Genomic DNA, 15,734 nt, shown 5'->3' on the forward strand with positions numbered 1-15,734 from the left:
GAGCAGAGAGAAATTATGGAAGACAACAGACAGAAACCGGGCTTCTTTGTCCGGCTGGCAACTCTGATCGTGGATAAAAGAAACCTTTTTTTCCTGCTGTATACAGCAGGGATCATCTTCAGCCTTATTTCGCAGGGCTGGGTCCAGGTGAATAATGACATTACCGATTATCTGCCGGAGGAGACGGAGACACGGCAGGGGCTTCAGCTGATGGAAGATGAATTTACCACCTTTGGCACAGCCCGGGTCATGATCTCCAATATTACATATGAAAATGCGGAGGAGCTGAAGGATGTGATCGAGGCCATCCCAGGCGTTTCCTCTGTGACCTTTGGCGATCAGGTGGACGAGGATGAAAATACCATCGACGCCGATGACCGGGACGACTACTATAAGGATTCAGCCGCCCTGTATTCCGTGACCTTTGAGGGAGAGACCGACGATCCCGTCAGTGAAGAGGCCATGGTGCAGTTAAGGGAGACCTTAAAGGATTACGACCTTTCCATTTCCTCCGAGGTAGGAGAGGACGGGTCTGCAAGGCTTGAAAAGGAAATGCAGAGCATTCTTGTGGTGGCCGCCATCACGATCCTTGTGGTGCTCTTCCTGACCTCCAGGACTTATGGCGAGATCCCGGTGCTTCTTCTGACCTTTGTGGCTGCGGCTCTCTTAAATAAAGGAACCAACTATCTTCTGGGAGAGATCTCCTTTATTTCCGATTCCATCGCCGTGGTCTTACAGCTGGCCCTGGCCATTGACTATGCCATTATCCTGTGCCACCGGTTCAGCGAGGAGAAGGAGACGGCAGATACCCGTACAGCCTGTATCCTGGCCTTAAGCAAGGCGATCCCGGAGATCTCCTCCAGCTGCCTGACTACCCTGGCCGGCTTGGCTGCCATGATGTTCATGCAGTTTGGCATCGGCATGGACCTGGGCGTCGTCCTTATCAAGGCCGTGCTTTTCAGTATCCTCTCGGTATTTACCTTAATGCCGGGGCTTCTTATGCTGTTTTCAAAGCTCATCGAGCGGACGCCCCATAAGAGCTTTATCCCGAAGATCACCGTATGGGGCCGGTTTGTGACCAGTCTGAAATACATCACTCCGCCGCTGTTTGTAATCGCCTTTGCCGCCGCCGCCTATCTGGCTGGAAACTGCCCGTATTCCTACGGCACTAATACAGTGAAAACTGAAAAGAAAAATGAAACGGAGATCGCCAGGGAGAATATAGACAACGTTTTTGGAAGCCAGAATACCCTGGCAGTGGTGGTCCCGGCCGGGGACTATGAGACGGAGGAGCGGCTTTTAAAACGTCTCAGCGCCTTTCCCCAGGTGGACACAGCCCTGGGCCTGGCCAACGTGGAGGTAAAGGACGGGTATGTTCTGACGGACGCCCTGACGCCCAGACAGTTTTCCGAGCTGACGGATATGGATATGGAGATCTGCCGCCTGTTCTATAAGGCCTACGCCGCCGACCGGGAGGAATATGTGCGGATCATCAATAATATTGATGTTTTCAAGGTTCCCATCATCGATATGTTCCAGTTTTTATACCAGTATGTGGGTGACGGGTATCTGGACCAGGGATATATCACCCTGGACGACGATACCAGAAGCGATCTGGATGACCTGAACAAACAGATCAATGACGCCAAGGAGCAGCTCCAGAGCGAAAAATACTCCCGGATGCTCTTAAATCTGGCTCTGCCGGAGGAGGGCCAGGAGACCTTCGCGTTCCTGGATACCCTCCATGAGGTGATCGGAGGCTATTATCCGGCCGGAAGCTTTTATCTGGTGGGCAATTCCACCAGCGATTATGACCTTGCGTCCTCCTTCTCACACGACAATACGCTCATCAGCGTCCTGACCATCGTATTCGTGATCCTGGTGCTTTTATTCACCTTCATGTCCGTGGGCCTTCCGGTGCTGCTGATCCTGGTGATCCAGGGAAGCGTGTGGTTAAACTTTTCCTTCCCCACGCTCCAGAACAGCCCCGTATACTTTTTAAGCTATCTGATTGTCAGCTCCATCCAGATGGGCGCCAACATTGATTATGCCATCGTAATCTCCAGCCGCTACCAGGAGCTGAAAAATAAGATGCCGCGGAGAGAGGCCATGATCGAAACGCTGAACCTGTCGTTCCCCACGATATTCACCTCCGGGACCATCATGGCCTCTGCAGGTATCTTCATCAGCAAGATGACCACGGATCCGGCCATTTACGCCGTAGGCCTGTGCATCGGCCGCGGCACCATCATCTCCATGCTCTTAGTCATGGGGATCCTTCCGGGCATTCTGCTTTTAGGAGACACCATCATCGACCGGACCACCTTCAATATCAAATATCCGGCCATCGTCCAGACCACAGAGGCCGTGGGCATGGTACGGCTGGACGGGCGGATCCGCGGCACAGTTTCCGGTAAGATCGACGCCGAAGTCCACGGAGTCCTAATGGGAGACGTTTCCGCTGTGATCTCTGCTGGAAATCCGGATGCGGTGAAGGCCATCGGGGAGCTGCCGGACGGGGAAGATCCCGGCAGCCTGGAAGAAAAACCAGATGAAAACGAGAAAAATACGGAGAAAGGAGAAAATGACCATGAAGCATAAAGCAAAAAAAATATCGGCAGTGATCCTGTCCGCCGTCCTGGCAGCTTCCTCCTTTTCATCCATTCCCGCCTATGCGGACGGCGAAACGGTCCAGATCTCCAGCGCCGAGGATTTTGCCGCCTTTTCAAAAAACTGCACCCTGGATTCCTGGTCCAGAGGAAAGACTATAAATCTGACGGCTGATATCAGTCTGGCCGATACAGACGTTTCTCCTGTGCCGATTTTCTGCGGTACCTTCAACGGAAACGGCCATACCATTTCCGGCCTGGATCTGGACGGAGGCAACTCCTACCAGGGACTGTTCCGGTTTGTGGCAGAGGATGGGGTTGTAAACGGACTGACCGTCTCCGGCACCGTGTCGGCTGACGGCGCCCAGGAGTATGTGGGCGGGATCGCAGGCAGCGTCCGCGGCACCGTACGGGACTGCAGCTTTGAGGGAGTCATCGACGGGACCATGTATGTGGGCGGGATCGCAGGCATCACAGAAAAAACGGGCCGGATCGAAAACTGCCGGGTCATCGGCATGATCCAGGGAGAAAAATACATCGGGGGCATCGCTGGACGAAACGACGGCTCCATTTCCGCCTCTGTAAACCATGCGCGGATCAATCCCCTGGCCGGAGGGCTAAGCGCCAGTCTGGAGGAAGAGGCACCGGCTGATGTGAAGGACACGGCTTTGGACCGGACAGAAAGCACTCTGGAAAATGCCAAGGATACGGCTGAGGGATCCCAGGATACGGGAGGGATCGCAGGCTTTTCCAATGGAAATATCTTAAACTGCACCAATGAGGGCGCAGTGGGCTATCCTCATGTGGGCTACAACGTGGGCGGGATCGTAGGGCGTACCAGCGGCTACCTGTCCGGCTGTACCAATAAGGGAAAGATCAATGGCAGGAAGGATGTGGGCGGCATTGCCGGACAGCTTGCCCCCGATATCCAGCTGATCTTTTCCACGGACACCCTGGATAAGCTGGATCACGAATTATCTGTGCTTTCCAGCCTGGCCGACGCCGCCATGGACCACACGGACGGAAACCGGGATGTGATCTCCAGACGCCTGGACGCCATTTCTGATTATGCAGAATCCGCCTCGGACCACACCTCCGACCTGGCAGATATGACTGTGGACTGGGCCGACGGAAATCTGGAGGTCATTAATGATCTCATGGACCGGGTCGGCGATACGGTGGACCGGTTAAACGAGATCACCAGCAGCGCTGAGGGGATCCTGGATACAGTGGGAGAGGGCGTAGAGCTTCTGGAGGACTGTGTGGACGAGGCCGGAAGCGCCCTGGGTGCCGGAGCCAAAGGAGAACAGGAGCTCCGGGACATGATCCAGAAAATGAAGGATTACAACGCCATCCAGAAGGAATGTGCCGCCGCCATACGTGAGGATGCAAAGAACATGCTGAAGGCCCTGGAGGAGGGCGATCTGGAGGGAGCCTCGGAGCTGGCCGCAGATATGGAGGAGCAGGCGGCGGAATATAAAAATGCCGCCCAGGGCAAGCGGGAGACTTTAAAGCAGTTCCGGGAAGCCATCAAGGATCTCCCGGCCATTGCCGACAAGCTCCGGGGCAGCGCCGGGAGCCTGGAGGAGGCCATGGATACCCTGGAGCACGTCTCCTATGATGTGGCTGACACAGCCGCGGAGGTACACCGCCTGTTCCAGGATCTCTCGGACCGGGATGACATCCAGTTCAAGCCCCTGGGTGACGACTATAAGGCCAAGGGAGACCAGGTCCATGACTCCGTCAGCGCCATCGGAGACCAGCTGGATCTCCTGAACCAGGAGGTGGGAGCCACTGGAGACGCCCTTTCTGCGGATATGCGGAGCCTAAAGGACCAGCTCCAGGTCATCAGCGATGTGCTGGACGACGCGGCGGACGATGCCAGGGAGTCCGATAAGGACGATCTCTGGAGCGACGTATCCGAGGAAGAGATCTATAAGACCACCGTCGGAAAGGCCGAGGGCTGCATTAACAACGGTGTGGTGGAAGGAGACATCAACGCCGGAGGCGTAGCCGGAGCCATGGCTGTGGAAAGTATGCTGGATCCGGAGGAGGACATTGAGCGGGTCGGGGACGATTCCTTCAGCTTTCACTACGAAACCCGGGCGATTCTGTTAAACTGTGAGAACCGGGTACCCGTCACCTCCAAAAAAGACTACGCAGGAGGTATCGTTGGCCGCATGGATCTGGGATATATCCTGGACTGCCGGAACTACGGAAATGTGGAGAGCACTGATGGAAGCTATGTGGGAGGAATCGCCGGAAGCTCCGCCTCCACCATCCGAAGATCCCAGAGTAAATGTATGGCCTCTGGCAAAAACTTTGTGGGCGGCATTGCCGGGGATGGCTACAATCTGACAGAAAATCTTGCCTTTGTATCCATTGGGGACGGTGAGATGTATTGCGGCGCCATTGCAGGCCGTGTGGATGATGAAGGCGAGATTTCAAGCAACCGGTTTGTGGAGAATGGAAGCGCCGGCATTGACGGAGTCAGCTACGCGGGAAAGGCCGAGCCCATTTCCTATGAAAGCCTCATGGCAGAAGAAAACGTCCCTGAAGAATTCGGGAAATTTACTCTGACGTATATCGCTGATGACACTCTGGCGGGCCGCGTTTCCTGTAAATATGGAGAGCCGCTTTCCGGCCTTGCCGTTCCCTCCGTGCCGCAGAAGCCGGGATATTACGGAGAATGGGAGCCTGTGGGCGAGGATACCATCACCTTTGATCATGTGTTAAAGGCCGTCTATACGCCTCATGTGACCACGGTGGAAAGCAGCGCCCGGCGGGATGACGTGCGGGCTGTGATCCTGGCCGAGGGCACCTTCCATGAGGATACAGAGCTTTCAGCAGAAAAGCTGTCAGAGGAAAAGGGCCGTGAGACCTGGAGGATCACGCTCACCGGAGATCTGGGCGGTGAGGAGGAGTCCCCGGAGGCCTATACCTACCGTTTTATCCTTCCAAAGGACTGGGAAAACGCTTCGCTGACCATAAAAACAGCCCAGGGGACGGAAGAGGCCGGCTGGAAAAAGGACCAGAGCGCCCTGGTGTTCTCCACTGCCTGGACTGACTTTGAGCTGACGGCGGAAAAAACAGGCGCAGGTGCTAAGGGAGGCTGGATGATCCCGGCGCTGGCAGGAGGTGCGCTCCTGGCGGCGGCTGTCCTGGTATTCCTTTTTGTAAAGAAGAAAAAAGAGCTTTGCCAGAGGAAAACGGGGACCATCAGAAAGCCGTCCAGGAGGCTGAAAAAGATTCGCCGTTGAAATAATGACCAATCTGGTGTATGATGGAGGCAGTAAAAGCTGCCTCCATTTTTCGGCAGTATGGAAAGGAGCGTGCCGGTGATGACATGTATGGAAGCGGAGAAAATGGTGATCCCGTATATCAACGACCAGCTTTCGGTGACAGAGCTGGAGGATTTCATTGAGCACATTAAGACCTGCGAGAACTGCCGGGAAGAGCTGGAGATCCACTATATGGTGGATGTGGGTTTAAAAAAGCTGGATGAGGCCGACGGCACCTACGACATCGTCGGCGATCTGAAACGGAAGCTGGAGAGCTCAGAGGCTGTCCTGCGGCGCTTCTTCACCTTCCAGGTGGCCCGCTATGCCATCAGCACCCTGATGGCCATGGCCCTGGTGGTCATGTTCCTCTTACAGCTCAGGATCTGGAAGCAGGCAGGCTTCTTTATATCAATTTAGGAGACGATTATGGAAAAACTGGTACTGATCGACGGGCACAGTATTTTAAACCGTGCCTTTTACGGCGTTCCCGGACTGACCAATTCCGAGGGACTCCATACCAATGCCGTTTATGGTTTTTTAAATATTCTTTTTAAACTGCTGGAGGAAGAAAAGCCGGGATATCTGGCCGTGGCCTTCGACCTGAAGGCTCCCACCTTCCGCCATACCATGTACGATGCCTATAAAGGAACGAGAAAGCCCATGCCGGAAGAGCTTCACGAGCAGGTTCCCCTGATGAAGGAGGTTCTGACGGCCATGGGCATTCCGATCTTTACGAGAGAGGGCTATGAGGCCGACGATATCCTGGGAACGGTGGCGAAAAAGGCCCAGGCAGCCGGGATGGAGGTAACGGTGGTCTCCGGGGACCGGGATCTTCTCCAGCTTTCTGATGCCCATATTAAGATCAGCATCCCAAAGACCAGCCGTGGGACCACAGAGGTCCATACGTATTATCCGGAGGATGTGAAGCGGGAGTATCAGGTAACGCCGGAGCAGTTCATCGACGTAAAAGCCCTTATGGGAGACACCTCCGACAATATTCCCGGAGTTCCCTCCATCGGAGAAAAAACAGCGACAAATCTGATCCTGCAGTTTGGCAGCGTGAACGGTGTTTACGAGCATCTTTCAGAGGTAAAGCCTCCCCGGGCAAAAAAATCCCTGGAGGAGCACAGGGATCTGGCTGAGCTTTCTTATAAGCTGGCAAAGATCTGCATCGATGCTCCGGTGGAATTCTCTCCGGAGGACGCCAGGATCGGAGACCTCTACACAAAAGAAGCATATGAGTACATGAGCCGCCTGGAATTTAAATCCCTGCTGGCAAGATTCGGGGACCATGTGAAAAAGGAAGCAGCTGCAGCTCTGGATTTCCATGCTGTGACGGATCTGGCCGTGGCCGAGGCACTGTTCCAGAAGGCCATGGGATCCGAACGGACCGGGGCCGTCCTGCTGGCCGAGGGACCGGAGATCTCCGGAGCCGCCCTGTGCCTGGACGGCCAGAACGCGTATCTGATCCAGAAGGAGGGCTTCCTTACGGGAGAGTACCTGGCCGAAAAAATGACAGAGCTGTATCGGACCGGCCATGTATGGACCCTGGGGCTGAAAAGCCAGCTTCCATTCCTGGATCTGGGCTATGGGGACACGGTGTATGACGCCGCTGTGGCCGCTTACCTTTTAAATCCTCTGAAGGATACGTATGACTATGACGATCTGGCCAGGGATCACCTGGGGCTTACGGCTCCCTCCAGAGCGGATCTTTTGAAAAAGCTGACGTATGCGGAGGCCATGGATCAGGAACCGGAAGCCTTCCTTTCTTTTGCCGGCTTCCTGGGCCACTGTGCATACCAGTCCGGCGGGATCCTTATGGAAAAGCTGGAAGCGGAAGGCATGAAGGACCTGTACCTGGAGATCGAGCTTCCGCTGATCTACGCCCTGTACCATATGGAGGAAGAGGGGATCGCTGTAAAACGGGAGGAGCTTTCCGCCTACGGTGAAAAACTGAAACAGCAGATCACAGTCCTGGAGCAGGAGATCTGGGACATGACCGGAAGCCAGTTCAACATCAACTCCCCGAAACAGTTAGGCGAGGTGCTGTTTGAAAAAATGGGCTTAAAGGGCGGAAAAAAGACAAAAACAGGCTACTCCACGGCTGCCGACGTACTGGAGAAGCTGGCTCCCGACTATCCGGTGGTACAGAAGATCCTGGACTACCGGACGTATGCAAAGCTCAATTCCACCTATGCCGAGGGCCTGGGAAACTTCATTGGCCCGGACGGAAGGATCCACAGCCGCTTTAACCAGACCATTACAGCCACTGGACGCATTTCCAGCACGGAGCCCAACCTCCAGAATATTCCCATCCGCATGGAACTGGGGAGGGCCATCCGGAAGGTATTTGTGCCCAGGGACGGGTTTGTATTCCTGGACGCCGACTATTCCCAGATCGAGCTCCGGGTACTGGCCCATATGTCGGGAGACTCCAGGCTCATCGAGGCCTACCGGAGCGCCCAGGACATCCACGCCATCACAGCCTCCCAGGTGTTCCATATCCCCCTGGACCAGGTAACGCCCCTAAAACGGCGCAACGCCAAGGCTGTGAACTTCGGCATCGTCTACGGCATCAGCGCCTTCGGCCTCAGCGAGGATCTGAGCATCTCCAGGAAAGAGGCTCTGGAATATATCAATCAGTATTTCGAAACGTATCCGGGCGTAAAGACCTTCCTGGACGGCCTGGTGGCTGACGCCAGGGAAAAGGGCTTCGTTTCCACCATGTTCGGCCGGCGGCGTCCTGTACCGGAGCTGGGCTCTGCCAACTTCATGCAGCGTTCCTTCGGCGAGCGGGTGGCCATGAATTCCCCGATCCAGGGAACGGCCGCCGATATCATAAAGATCGCCATGATCCGGGTGGACCGGAGGCTTCGGGAGGAGGGCCTGGAATCCAGGCTGATCCTGCAGGTCCACGATGAGCTTCTGGTGGAAACGGCAGTCCGGGAAAAGGCACAGGTGGAGCGGATCCTGTCTGAGGAAATGAGCCGGGCGGCCGCCCTGAAGGTGCCACTGGAGATCGATATGCACGATGGAAAAAACTGGTTTGAGGCCAAATAAATTCGAGGCGGTTAAATGGAAACACAAAAGAAACGGATCATCGGCATCACCGGAGGGGTGGGCGCCGGTAAATCTACGGTACTGGCCCTTTTAAGGGAAAAATTCGGCGCAGACGTTTTTCTGGCGGATACCTGCGCCCACGAGCTCATGGAGCCCGGGACCAGAGGCCTGGAGCAGGTCGTCCAGGCCCTTGGCGGCAGCTTTCTGGCTCCCGACGGCTCTGTGGACAAAAAGGCTCTGGCCCAACGGATCTTCCATGATAAAGAGGCCTTAAGGACCATGAACGCCATCATCCATCCCCTGGTCTGGGAGACCCTGGGAAAAAGGGCAGAAGCGTCCGGGCGCTCCCTGGCAGTCATCGAAGCAGCCGTGTTCGATACGGCTCCCGACGGTCTTTTTGACGAGATCTGGTATGTGTACGCAGACCCGGAGTGCCGGATCCGGCGTCTCATGGAAAGCCGCGGCTATTCCAGGGAAAAATGTGAACGCATCATAGAAAGCCAGTCATCTGAGGAGGAGTACAGGGCCAGATGCAGCCGCGTCATCGACAACAGCGGAAGCTCCCTGGAAACGGAAAAACAGCTAAAGGAGATTCTTTGTCATGAGATTTGTTAGTATCGCCAGCGGCAGCAGCGGAAACTGCATTTACGCGGGGACGGAAAGCACCCATATCCTGGTGGACGCAGGCATCAGTGCAAAGCGCATCGAGCAGGGACTTTTTGAGGTGGGGCTAAAGGCCGGAGAGGTGAACGCCATCTGCATCACCCATGAGCACACAGACCATGTGCGGGGCCTGGGCGTTCTGGCGAGAAAATATGCGATCCCCATTTACGGAACAAAGGGGACTTTACAGGAAATACAAAAGATCAAGGGACTGGGAGAGTATCCGGAGGAACTCCTCCACCCGGTGCTGCCGGACGTGAAGTTTACGGTGGGAGACATGGACGTGCTTCCCTTCCACATCGACCACGATGCGGCGGACCCTGTGGCCTACCGGATCCAGTCTGGAAATAAATCCATTGCAGTAGCTACGGATCTGGGCCACTATAACCAGTATACCATCGACCATCTGCTGGATCTGGATGCGGTTCTTCTGGAATCCAACCATGACCTGCGGATGCTGGAGACCGGTCCCTATCCGTATTATCTGAAACGGCGGATCATGGGCGATTTCGGCCACCTTTCCAACGAAAATGCCGGGCGGCTGTTAAACTGCATCTTAAGCGGGAAGATGAGGCACATCCTTCTTGGCCATTTGAGCCAGGAAAATAACATGCCCGAGCTGGCTTATGAGACCGTGCGCCTGGAGGTGGACATGGGAGATACCCCCTACCAGGCCTCGGACTTTTATATGGCCGTTGCCAGACGGGACCGGATGTCTGATATTCTTACCGTATAAGGAGGCGCCCATGAGAATTCTTCTGATCCGCCATGGGCGGCAGAACAGCCCCCTGTGCAATGTGGACGTTCCCTTATCGGAGGAGGGGAGGGCCCAGGCGGACCTCCTGGGAGAGCGTCTGAAGCATGAGGGCATCGACGTGGTCTGGTCCAGCGGCCTCTGCCGGGCTGTGGAGACCGCCGACCGGATCAACGAAGCCTTAAAGGTAAAGCGGGTGATCCGGGAGGACTTAAAGGAGATCTCCTTCGGGGATCTGGAGGGTCTGGCTGATCCGGTGATCGCAGAGCGGTTCGGCAGCTTTTTAAGCCAGCGGAAAAAAATGGAACAGGATCTTCCCTATCCCGGCGGCGAATCGGCCGCAGACGTGGTAAAGCGGGTCCTGCCGGTGATGGATGAGATCCTGGCCTCCGGGGACAGGACAGTGGCAGTGGTGACCCACGGCGGCGTGATCCGCAGCATGACGGCCCACTACCTGGGCATGGAGCTTTCAAAGACCCAGCTTCTGGCCTCCCACCTGGAAAACTGCGGGATCACAGAATTCTGGTTCCGGGAGGACGGCACGGCGGTTTTGAACCGTTTTAACGACTATTCCCATCTGGAGGGAAAGAACGATCTTTTACGGAGCGGATGGAGCGAGAAACGATGATTGAGCTTGAGAAAAAAGAAAAAGAAATGATACAGGCGCTGTTTACGGACTTTTTAAGGGAGCAGCCTCTTTCCGTGGTCTTAAGCGGCCAGGCGGGAAAGGACGATTTTATCCGGATGCGCCTCCGCCCGGTGCTTTCCGCAGGCCAGGTGGCCTTCCAGGCCGAGGAATTCCGCGGAAAACAGGCCTTCCATAAAAATATGGACGCCTCCCAGGCCTGCGCCTATCTGACGGAGCTTATGGGTACGGCCTTTAAGCAGGCCCAGGCGGAGACCGAAGGCTGGACGGCCTCGGTCCTGGTGAGCAAAAAGGGAAAGATTTCCATAAAGAGGAAGCCAAAGGCAGAGATACGGAAGCCGGCGGATGTCTTAAACGATGCCTGGAAAAGCGGACTGGCCCATAACCGGAAAAAGAATTACATTCTGGAGGAAGGGAAAGCCGTCCCGTTCCTGGTGGATCTGGGCGTTATGACAAAAGATGGCAAGATCGTAAATTCCAGGTATGACAAATTCCGCCAGATCAACCGGTTCCTGGAATTCATTGAGGATATCCTGCCGAAGCTGGACCGTTCCAGGGAGTCTGTGATCCTGGATTTTGGCTGCGGAAAGTCCTATCTGACCTTTGCCATGTATTATTATCTGAAGGAACTGAAAGGATACCCGGTGCGGATCATCGGGCTGGATCTGAAAAAAGACGTGATAGAAAAATGCAATGGCCTGGCCGTAAAATACGGCTACGAAAAGCTGGCCTTCTATACCGGGGACATCGCCTCCTACGAGGGCGTGGACCAGGTGGATATGGTGGTGACTCTCCACGCCTGCGATACGGCAACGGATTTCGCTTTGGAAAAGGCGGTACGCTGGGGCGCAAAGGTCATCCTTTCCGTTCCCTGCTGCCAGCATGAGCTCAATGGACAGATGGAAAATGAGCTTCTGGAGCCGGTGCTCCAGTACGGGATCATAAGGGAACGCATGGCTGCCCTGTTCACAGACGCGCTGCGGGCCAGGATCCTGGAGTGCTGCGGCTACCGGGTACAGATCCTGGAATTCATCGATATGGAGCATACTCCGAAGAACCTCCTGATCCGGGCCGTAAAGCAGGGCGGCCCCAGAAAAGACCGGGAGGAGCTTCAGGCTGTTTTAGATTTCCTTCACGCGGAGCCGACCCTGTACCGGCTTCTGATGGAGCAGGACGATTAAATCTATATTATGACCGGAGACCGGGTGAACTCATTTTTCATGGGCCGCCCGGTCTTTAATTCTGCTGCCAGACGGTAAAGCTCCGCACACTGTAAATGCTTATAAAAAAGCTCCAGGGACGGACCAGAAAGAAGAGCGGCCGCGTCGGCCGTTTTGGTGATCATGGGAACTGTGGAATGCTTTTTTATTTCCGAGAGCAGTGGAAGAGCATCCCTCCGGAAGCCCAGGATCCTGAGCCACGGAGCCGAGTCCAGGGCCTTAAAGCGCTCCGTTTCCTCCCGGGTGATCCCCAGCACCGTATTTAAAAGACAGCGGCTCACCCGGGCGTACGTATACTGCCGGTCCTTGGAGGAAGCAGTCCGTTCCGAAAAAGAGGCGAAGGAAAGCCGGTTTTTGTGGAGCTTCCTCGCCAGATCCTCCGGCATGCCAGAGATCCCCGTCAGCTCACAGAGCGGCAGGGTCAGAAGCTTTTCATTTAAGATCATGGAAAAATCGTCGGCTGTGACCTGGGGACAGGACTCTAGCTTAAGGCACGAAAAGAAGGCTTCCGGCACCACCTCAGTTAAAAAATCCAGGTCATTTTCTGCCAGAGCCTTCCGGATGGCAGTGGCAGAGGCAAAGCTTCCTTTTCTCCCGCTGCTGTGATAGCCCCCGTCATTCCGTTCCACCGGGACCGGGAGCATGGAGGAGCCATGGCTTTTGATGGCCCGCAGGTATTCGCAGGCCAGGATATCGTTGGGGGAAACAGGGACTGGAGCGTTTGTATGGAGGAAGGCCTCCTCCCTGGCCCTTGGCCAGGAAAGCCCCCGCTTTAACCCCTCCCGGATACGCGCAGAGACCTCCGGTGTTTCCGCCTCGTAAAGGGCGGCCTGGCGTTCCAGGAGCTTAAGGTCCCCGGATTCGCTGCCAAAGGAGAGAAAATCCGCCGCTCCGGTCCTGGCGGCCATGGAGACGCCGCAGGAGGCAAAATCCTCTGCACTGGCCACCGACCCGAAGATTGGCATTTCCAGCACCAGGTCCGCCCCGGAAAGAAGGGCCATCCTGGTGCGCATATATTTATGGAAGACCGCCGGAGCGCCCCTCTGGACAAAGTCCCCGCTCATGACTGCCATGACAAAATCCGCCCCCGTAAGGGCCCTTGCTTCTTTAAGGTGGCGGCTGTGGCCGTTGTGGAACGGATTGTATTCTGCAATGACGGCTGCTGTTTTCATTTATTTAAACATGCCGTTGTGGCATGCCCTCCTTGCGTCGTTCCTGCCTTCGGCACAAACAATGCATGAATCTTTGTTTACGGGTTACTTTTTATTTCATTTTGTGTTAAAATCCAGTTAGAGATATCAGTATACTACAGAGCACGACTGAGGGAGTGGTGAAAGACCATCTTATCCCGCATTTATATATGTGCCGTCATCCTCTTTTAAGCACAAACAATTGGGACTTCGAGCCCGTACACTTATCATTTTAGACGTTGGCACTTGATGCCTCTGGAAACCCCGTTTCCATGATAAGTCTTTTCGCTTGGATGACAGTCAATGCTGATGTCTCTTTTTGCTCTCTTTGAAAGGAGGTATCACATGGATTTTGAAGTGAAACACCTTATCTGTGCTGGGCTGGATGTTCACAAAAAAACGGTTGTTGCTGCTGTCTGCATTACGGATCCTGTCACTTTGGAAGCAACTTATAAAGTGAAATCCTTCTCCACCAACAATTCACAGATTGCAGCTATGCGTGACTGGCTTCTCTCGTATAACTGTCTGCATGTCTGCATGGAATCCACCGGTAAATACTGGATCCCTGTTTTTAACATCCTTGAGCCGCATATGCACGTTATCCTTACTCATCCCAAGTATGTCAAAGCCATAAAGGGTAAGAAAACTGACAAACGTGATGCAAAATGGATTGCCAATCTTTTTCGCTTTGATATCGTTAAAGCTTCTTTTATTCCACCTGCTGATATCAGGGCTCTCCGTGAGCTTTCCAGATATCGTCTCAAACTTTCCTATATGCGTTCCGCTGAGAAAAACCGCTACCAGAATAGTATGACTATTTCACGTATCCGTATTGACTGTGTCCTCACTGATCCATTTGGAAAAACCGCCTCATCCATTATGAATTATCTTCTTTCAGACGTTCCTTTTGACGAAAAGGAATGTGCAAAACTGATTCATGGTGGCATCAAAGTTTCTAATGAAGAGATTTTTGACAGCATACGCGGTTTTGAGATATTATCGGAACAACGCTTTAAGATGTCCCACGCAAAACAGCACATGGAACTTCTCAGCTCCTATATGGATGAAATTGAAACCGAATTATTCCGCCTCAGCCGCCCGTACGATGAAGTAATCAAACGTATTTCAAGGATCGCTGGTTTTACTGAGCGTTCTGCTTTGTTTGTCATTTCAGAAATCGGTGCTGATATGGGGGTTTTTGAATCGGATAAACATCTTTGTTCCTGGGCTGGTCTTACCCCTGCGAATAATGAGAGTGCCAACAAAAAGAAATCTACCCGTTGTTCAAAAGCCGGTCAATATCTAAAGCCTTTACTCATCCAGTGTGCACTTGCTGCTGTAAAAAGCAGGAAAAATCCTTATTACGCCATCAAATATAATCGACTGGCGAAACGGCGTGGCAGGAAAAAAGCAATCATTGCCATAGCCCGAATGATGCTTACAAGCATTTATCACATGATTCTTAATAATGAAGAATGGAAACCAGATGATTACGAAGCCATCATCCATCCATCAAAACCTGAAAAAGTTGCACTTACACTTGATAACGTAATTCAGTTCCTCGGAGAGCAGGGAGCTGATCCGGAAACACTAAAACTCCTTCAACAGCAATGTGCTGTTCATTCTGGATAAATCTTAAAAACCAGATTTTCCACACAAGGGACGTTTATGGTCTATTTTCGGCTCATTGCTTCACACTTGACCTCACACGTTTTTTGTTACCTTATCATACAAGCCCAGGGAAATCAACTGGAAAAATCCCAGGGAATTGATATGAAATTAATGAAATATTCATTTGTTTTTTGACAAAAACTGTGATATACTAGAGAAAATCCAGAAAAGAAAGGACTGATCCTATGAAACTTATTTTCGCTATTATACGATATGATAATGAGGATGAAGTGGTCAACGCCCTGACCCAGAAACGCTTCAGCATCACAAAGCTTTCATCCACCGGCGGCTTCTTACGGAAAGGCAATACGACTCTGATGATCGGTACCGAGGAGGAGCGTGTAAAAGAAGCGATCGAGATGATCAAAAAGGAATGCGGCGCAAGACAGAAGATCACCATCAATATGCCGTATATTTCCGGTTCTGCAATGATGAACTGCGCTACAATGCCGATGAATGTGGAAGTGGGCGGCGCTACGATCTTTGTGATCGATGTGGAAGATTACGAAAAAATTTAAATAAATAATCGAAAAGAGACTATGTAATGGCATGGGCGGAAGGGAGATTTCCTTCCGCCCGTCTTTTTTTTAACAAAACGTATTGAAAAAAGTGCAAAATTTTGGAAAAACGAACTTGTATC

General features: G+C 53.5%; 11 protein-coding genes. 10 read left to right on the forward strand and 1 reads right to left on the reverse strand.

What is annotated here, in order from left to right; all coding sequences use genetic code 11:
* Positions 1-15 precede the first annotated feature (15 nt).
* The 8 genes from ACI6NM_RS02545 to ACI6NM_RS02580 all read left to right on the forward strand — a co-directional run bounded on the left by ACI6NM_RS02545 (position 16) and on the right by ACI6NM_RS02580 (position 12,194).
* Positions 16-2,601 (forward strand): efflux RND transporter permease subunit, encoded by a 2,586-nt coding sequence (locus ACI6NM_RS02545; RefSeq protein WP_262426672.1) that lies wholly within the window; start codon positions 16-18, stop codon positions 2,599-2,601.
* Positions 2,591-5,869, forward strand: a complete 3,279-nt coding sequence (locus tag ACI6NM_RS02550) for a hypothetical protein (protein ID WP_262426673.1) — start codon at positions 2,591-2,593, stop codon at positions 5,867-5,869. Before ACI6NM_RS02545 ends, ACI6NM_RS02550 begins: the two co-directional genes overlap by 11 nt.
* 81 nt (positions 5,870-5,950) lie before the next feature.
* Positions 5,951-6,307 carry an anti-sigma factor family protein gene (locus ACI6NM_RS02555; RefSeq protein WP_262426674.1) on the forward strand — a complete coding sequence of 119 codons (357 nt, stop codon included), beginning with the start codon at positions 5,951-5,953 and terminating at the stop codon, positions 6,305-6,307.
* Positions 6,308-6,316: 9 nt separating this feature from the next.
* Positions 6,317-8,950: a DNA polymerase I gene (gene polA / locus ACI6NM_RS02560; RefSeq protein WP_262426675.1), complete on the forward strand. Its 2,634-nt coding sequence runs from the start codon at positions 6,317-6,319 to the stop codon at positions 8,948-8,950.
* Positions 8,951-8,965: 15 nt separating this feature from the next.
* Entirely contained in the window at positions 8,966-9,565 is a 600-nt protein-coding gene (coaE, locus tag ACI6NM_RS02565; RefSeq protein ID WP_262426676.1) for a dephospho-CoA kinase, read from the forward strand.
* Positions 9,552-10,349, forward strand: coding sequence for an MBL fold metallo-hydrolase (locus tag ACI6NM_RS02570; RefSeq protein ID WP_262426677.1), 798 nt, complete (start codon positions 9,552-9,554; stop codon positions 10,347-10,349). Before coaE ends, ACI6NM_RS02570 begins: the two co-directional genes overlap by 14 nt.
* Positions 10,350-10,359: 10 nt before the next feature.
* A complete protein-coding gene (locus ACI6NM_RS02575) occupies positions 10,360-10,995 on the forward strand; it encodes a histidine phosphatase family protein (RefSeq protein ID WP_262426678.1) in 636 nt (211 codons plus the stop codon).
* Positions 10,992-12,194: a class I SAM-dependent methyltransferase gene (locus tag ACI6NM_RS02580; RefSeq protein WP_252207485.1), complete on the forward strand. Its 1,203-nt coding sequence runs from the start codon at positions 10,992-10,994 to the stop codon at positions 12,192-12,194. Before ACI6NM_RS02575 ends, ACI6NM_RS02580 begins: the two co-directional genes overlap by 4 nt.
* A gap of 2 nt (positions 12,195-12,196) precedes the next feature.
* On the opposite strand, the gene ACI6NM_RS02585 is transcribed toward ACI6NM_RS02580, so the two are convergent.
* Entirely contained in the window at positions 12,197-13,405 is a 1,209-nt protein-coding gene (locus tag ACI6NM_RS02585) for a tRNA(Met) cytidine acetate ligase (protein WP_262426679.1), read from the reverse strand.
* A 363-nt stretch (positions 13,406-13,768) separates the two neighbouring features.
* Here ACI6NM_RS02585 and ACI6NM_RS02590 point away from each other — a divergent pair, with 363 nt between their 5' ends.
* Together ACI6NM_RS02590 and ACI6NM_RS02595 are read left to right on the forward strand one after the other, a co-directional pair.
* Positions 13,769-15,055 (forward strand): IS110 family RNA-guided transposase, encoded by a 1,287-nt coding sequence (locus ACI6NM_RS02590; RefSeq protein ID WP_428227915.1) that lies wholly within the window; start codon positions 13,769-13,771, stop codon positions 15,053-15,055.
* Positions 15,056-15,279: 224 nt separating this feature from the next.
* Positions 15,280-15,612, forward strand: coding sequence for a cyclic-di-AMP receptor (locus ACI6NM_RS02595; protein ID WP_438501021.1), 333 nt, complete (start codon positions 15,280-15,282; stop codon positions 15,610-15,612).
* Positions 15,613-15,734 lie beyond the last annotated feature (122 nt).

It is taken from the genome of Pilosibacter sp. YYHA0881 (assembly GCF_051602715.1).
Lineage (GTDB): Bacteria > Bacillota > Clostridia > Lachnospirales > Lachnospiraceae > Alitiscatomonas > Alitiscatomonas aceti.

What these genes read in the sequence shown, in the direction of transcription:
- ACI6NM_RS02580 (WP_252207485.1), top strand. Translation starts at nt 10,992, where the DNA reads ATGATTGAGCTTGAGAAAAAAGAAAAAGAAATGATACAGGCGCTGTTT.
- ACI6NM_RS02570 (WP_262426677.1), top strand. Translation starts at nt 9,552, where the DNA reads ATGAGATTTGTTAGTATCGCCAGCGGCAGCAGCGGAAACTGCATTTAC.
- ACI6NM_RS02595 (WP_438501021.1), top strand. Translation starts at nt 15,280, where the DNA reads ATGAAACTTATTTTCGCTATTATACGATATGATAATGAGGATGAAGTG.
- ACI6NM_RS02555 (WP_262426674.1), top strand. Translation starts at nt 5,951, where the DNA reads ATGACATGTATGGAAGCGGAGAAAATGGTGATCCCGTATATCAACGAC.
- ACI6NM_RS02590 (WP_428227915.1), top strand. Translation starts at nt 13,769, where the DNA reads ATGGATTTTGAAGTGAAACACCTTATCTGTGCTGGGCTGGATGTTCAC.
- ACI6NM_RS02575 (WP_262426678.1), top strand. Translation starts at nt 10,360, where the DNA reads ATGAGAATTCTTCTGATCCGCCATGGGCGGCAGAACAGCCCCCTGTGC.
- ACI6NM_RS02585 (WP_262426679.1), bottom strand. Translation starts at nt 13,405, where the DNA reads ATGAAAACAGCAGCCGTCATTGCAGAATACAATCCGTTCCACAACGGC.
- coaE (WP_262426676.1), top strand. Translation starts at nt 8,966, where the DNA reads ATGGAAACACAAAAGAAACGGATCATCGGCATCACCGGAGGGGTGGGC.
- polA (WP_262426675.1), top strand. Translation starts at nt 6,317, where the DNA reads ATGGAAAAACTGGTACTGATCGACGGGCACAGTATTTTAAACCGTGCC.
- ACI6NM_RS02545 (WP_262426672.1), top strand. Translation starts at nt 16, where the DNA reads ATGGAAGACAACAGACAGAAACCGGGCTTCTTTGTCCGGCTGGCAACT.
- ACI6NM_RS02550 (WP_262426673.1), top strand. Translation starts at nt 2,591, where the DNA reads ATGAAGCATAAAGCAAAAAAAATATCGGCAGTGATCCTGTCCGCCGTC.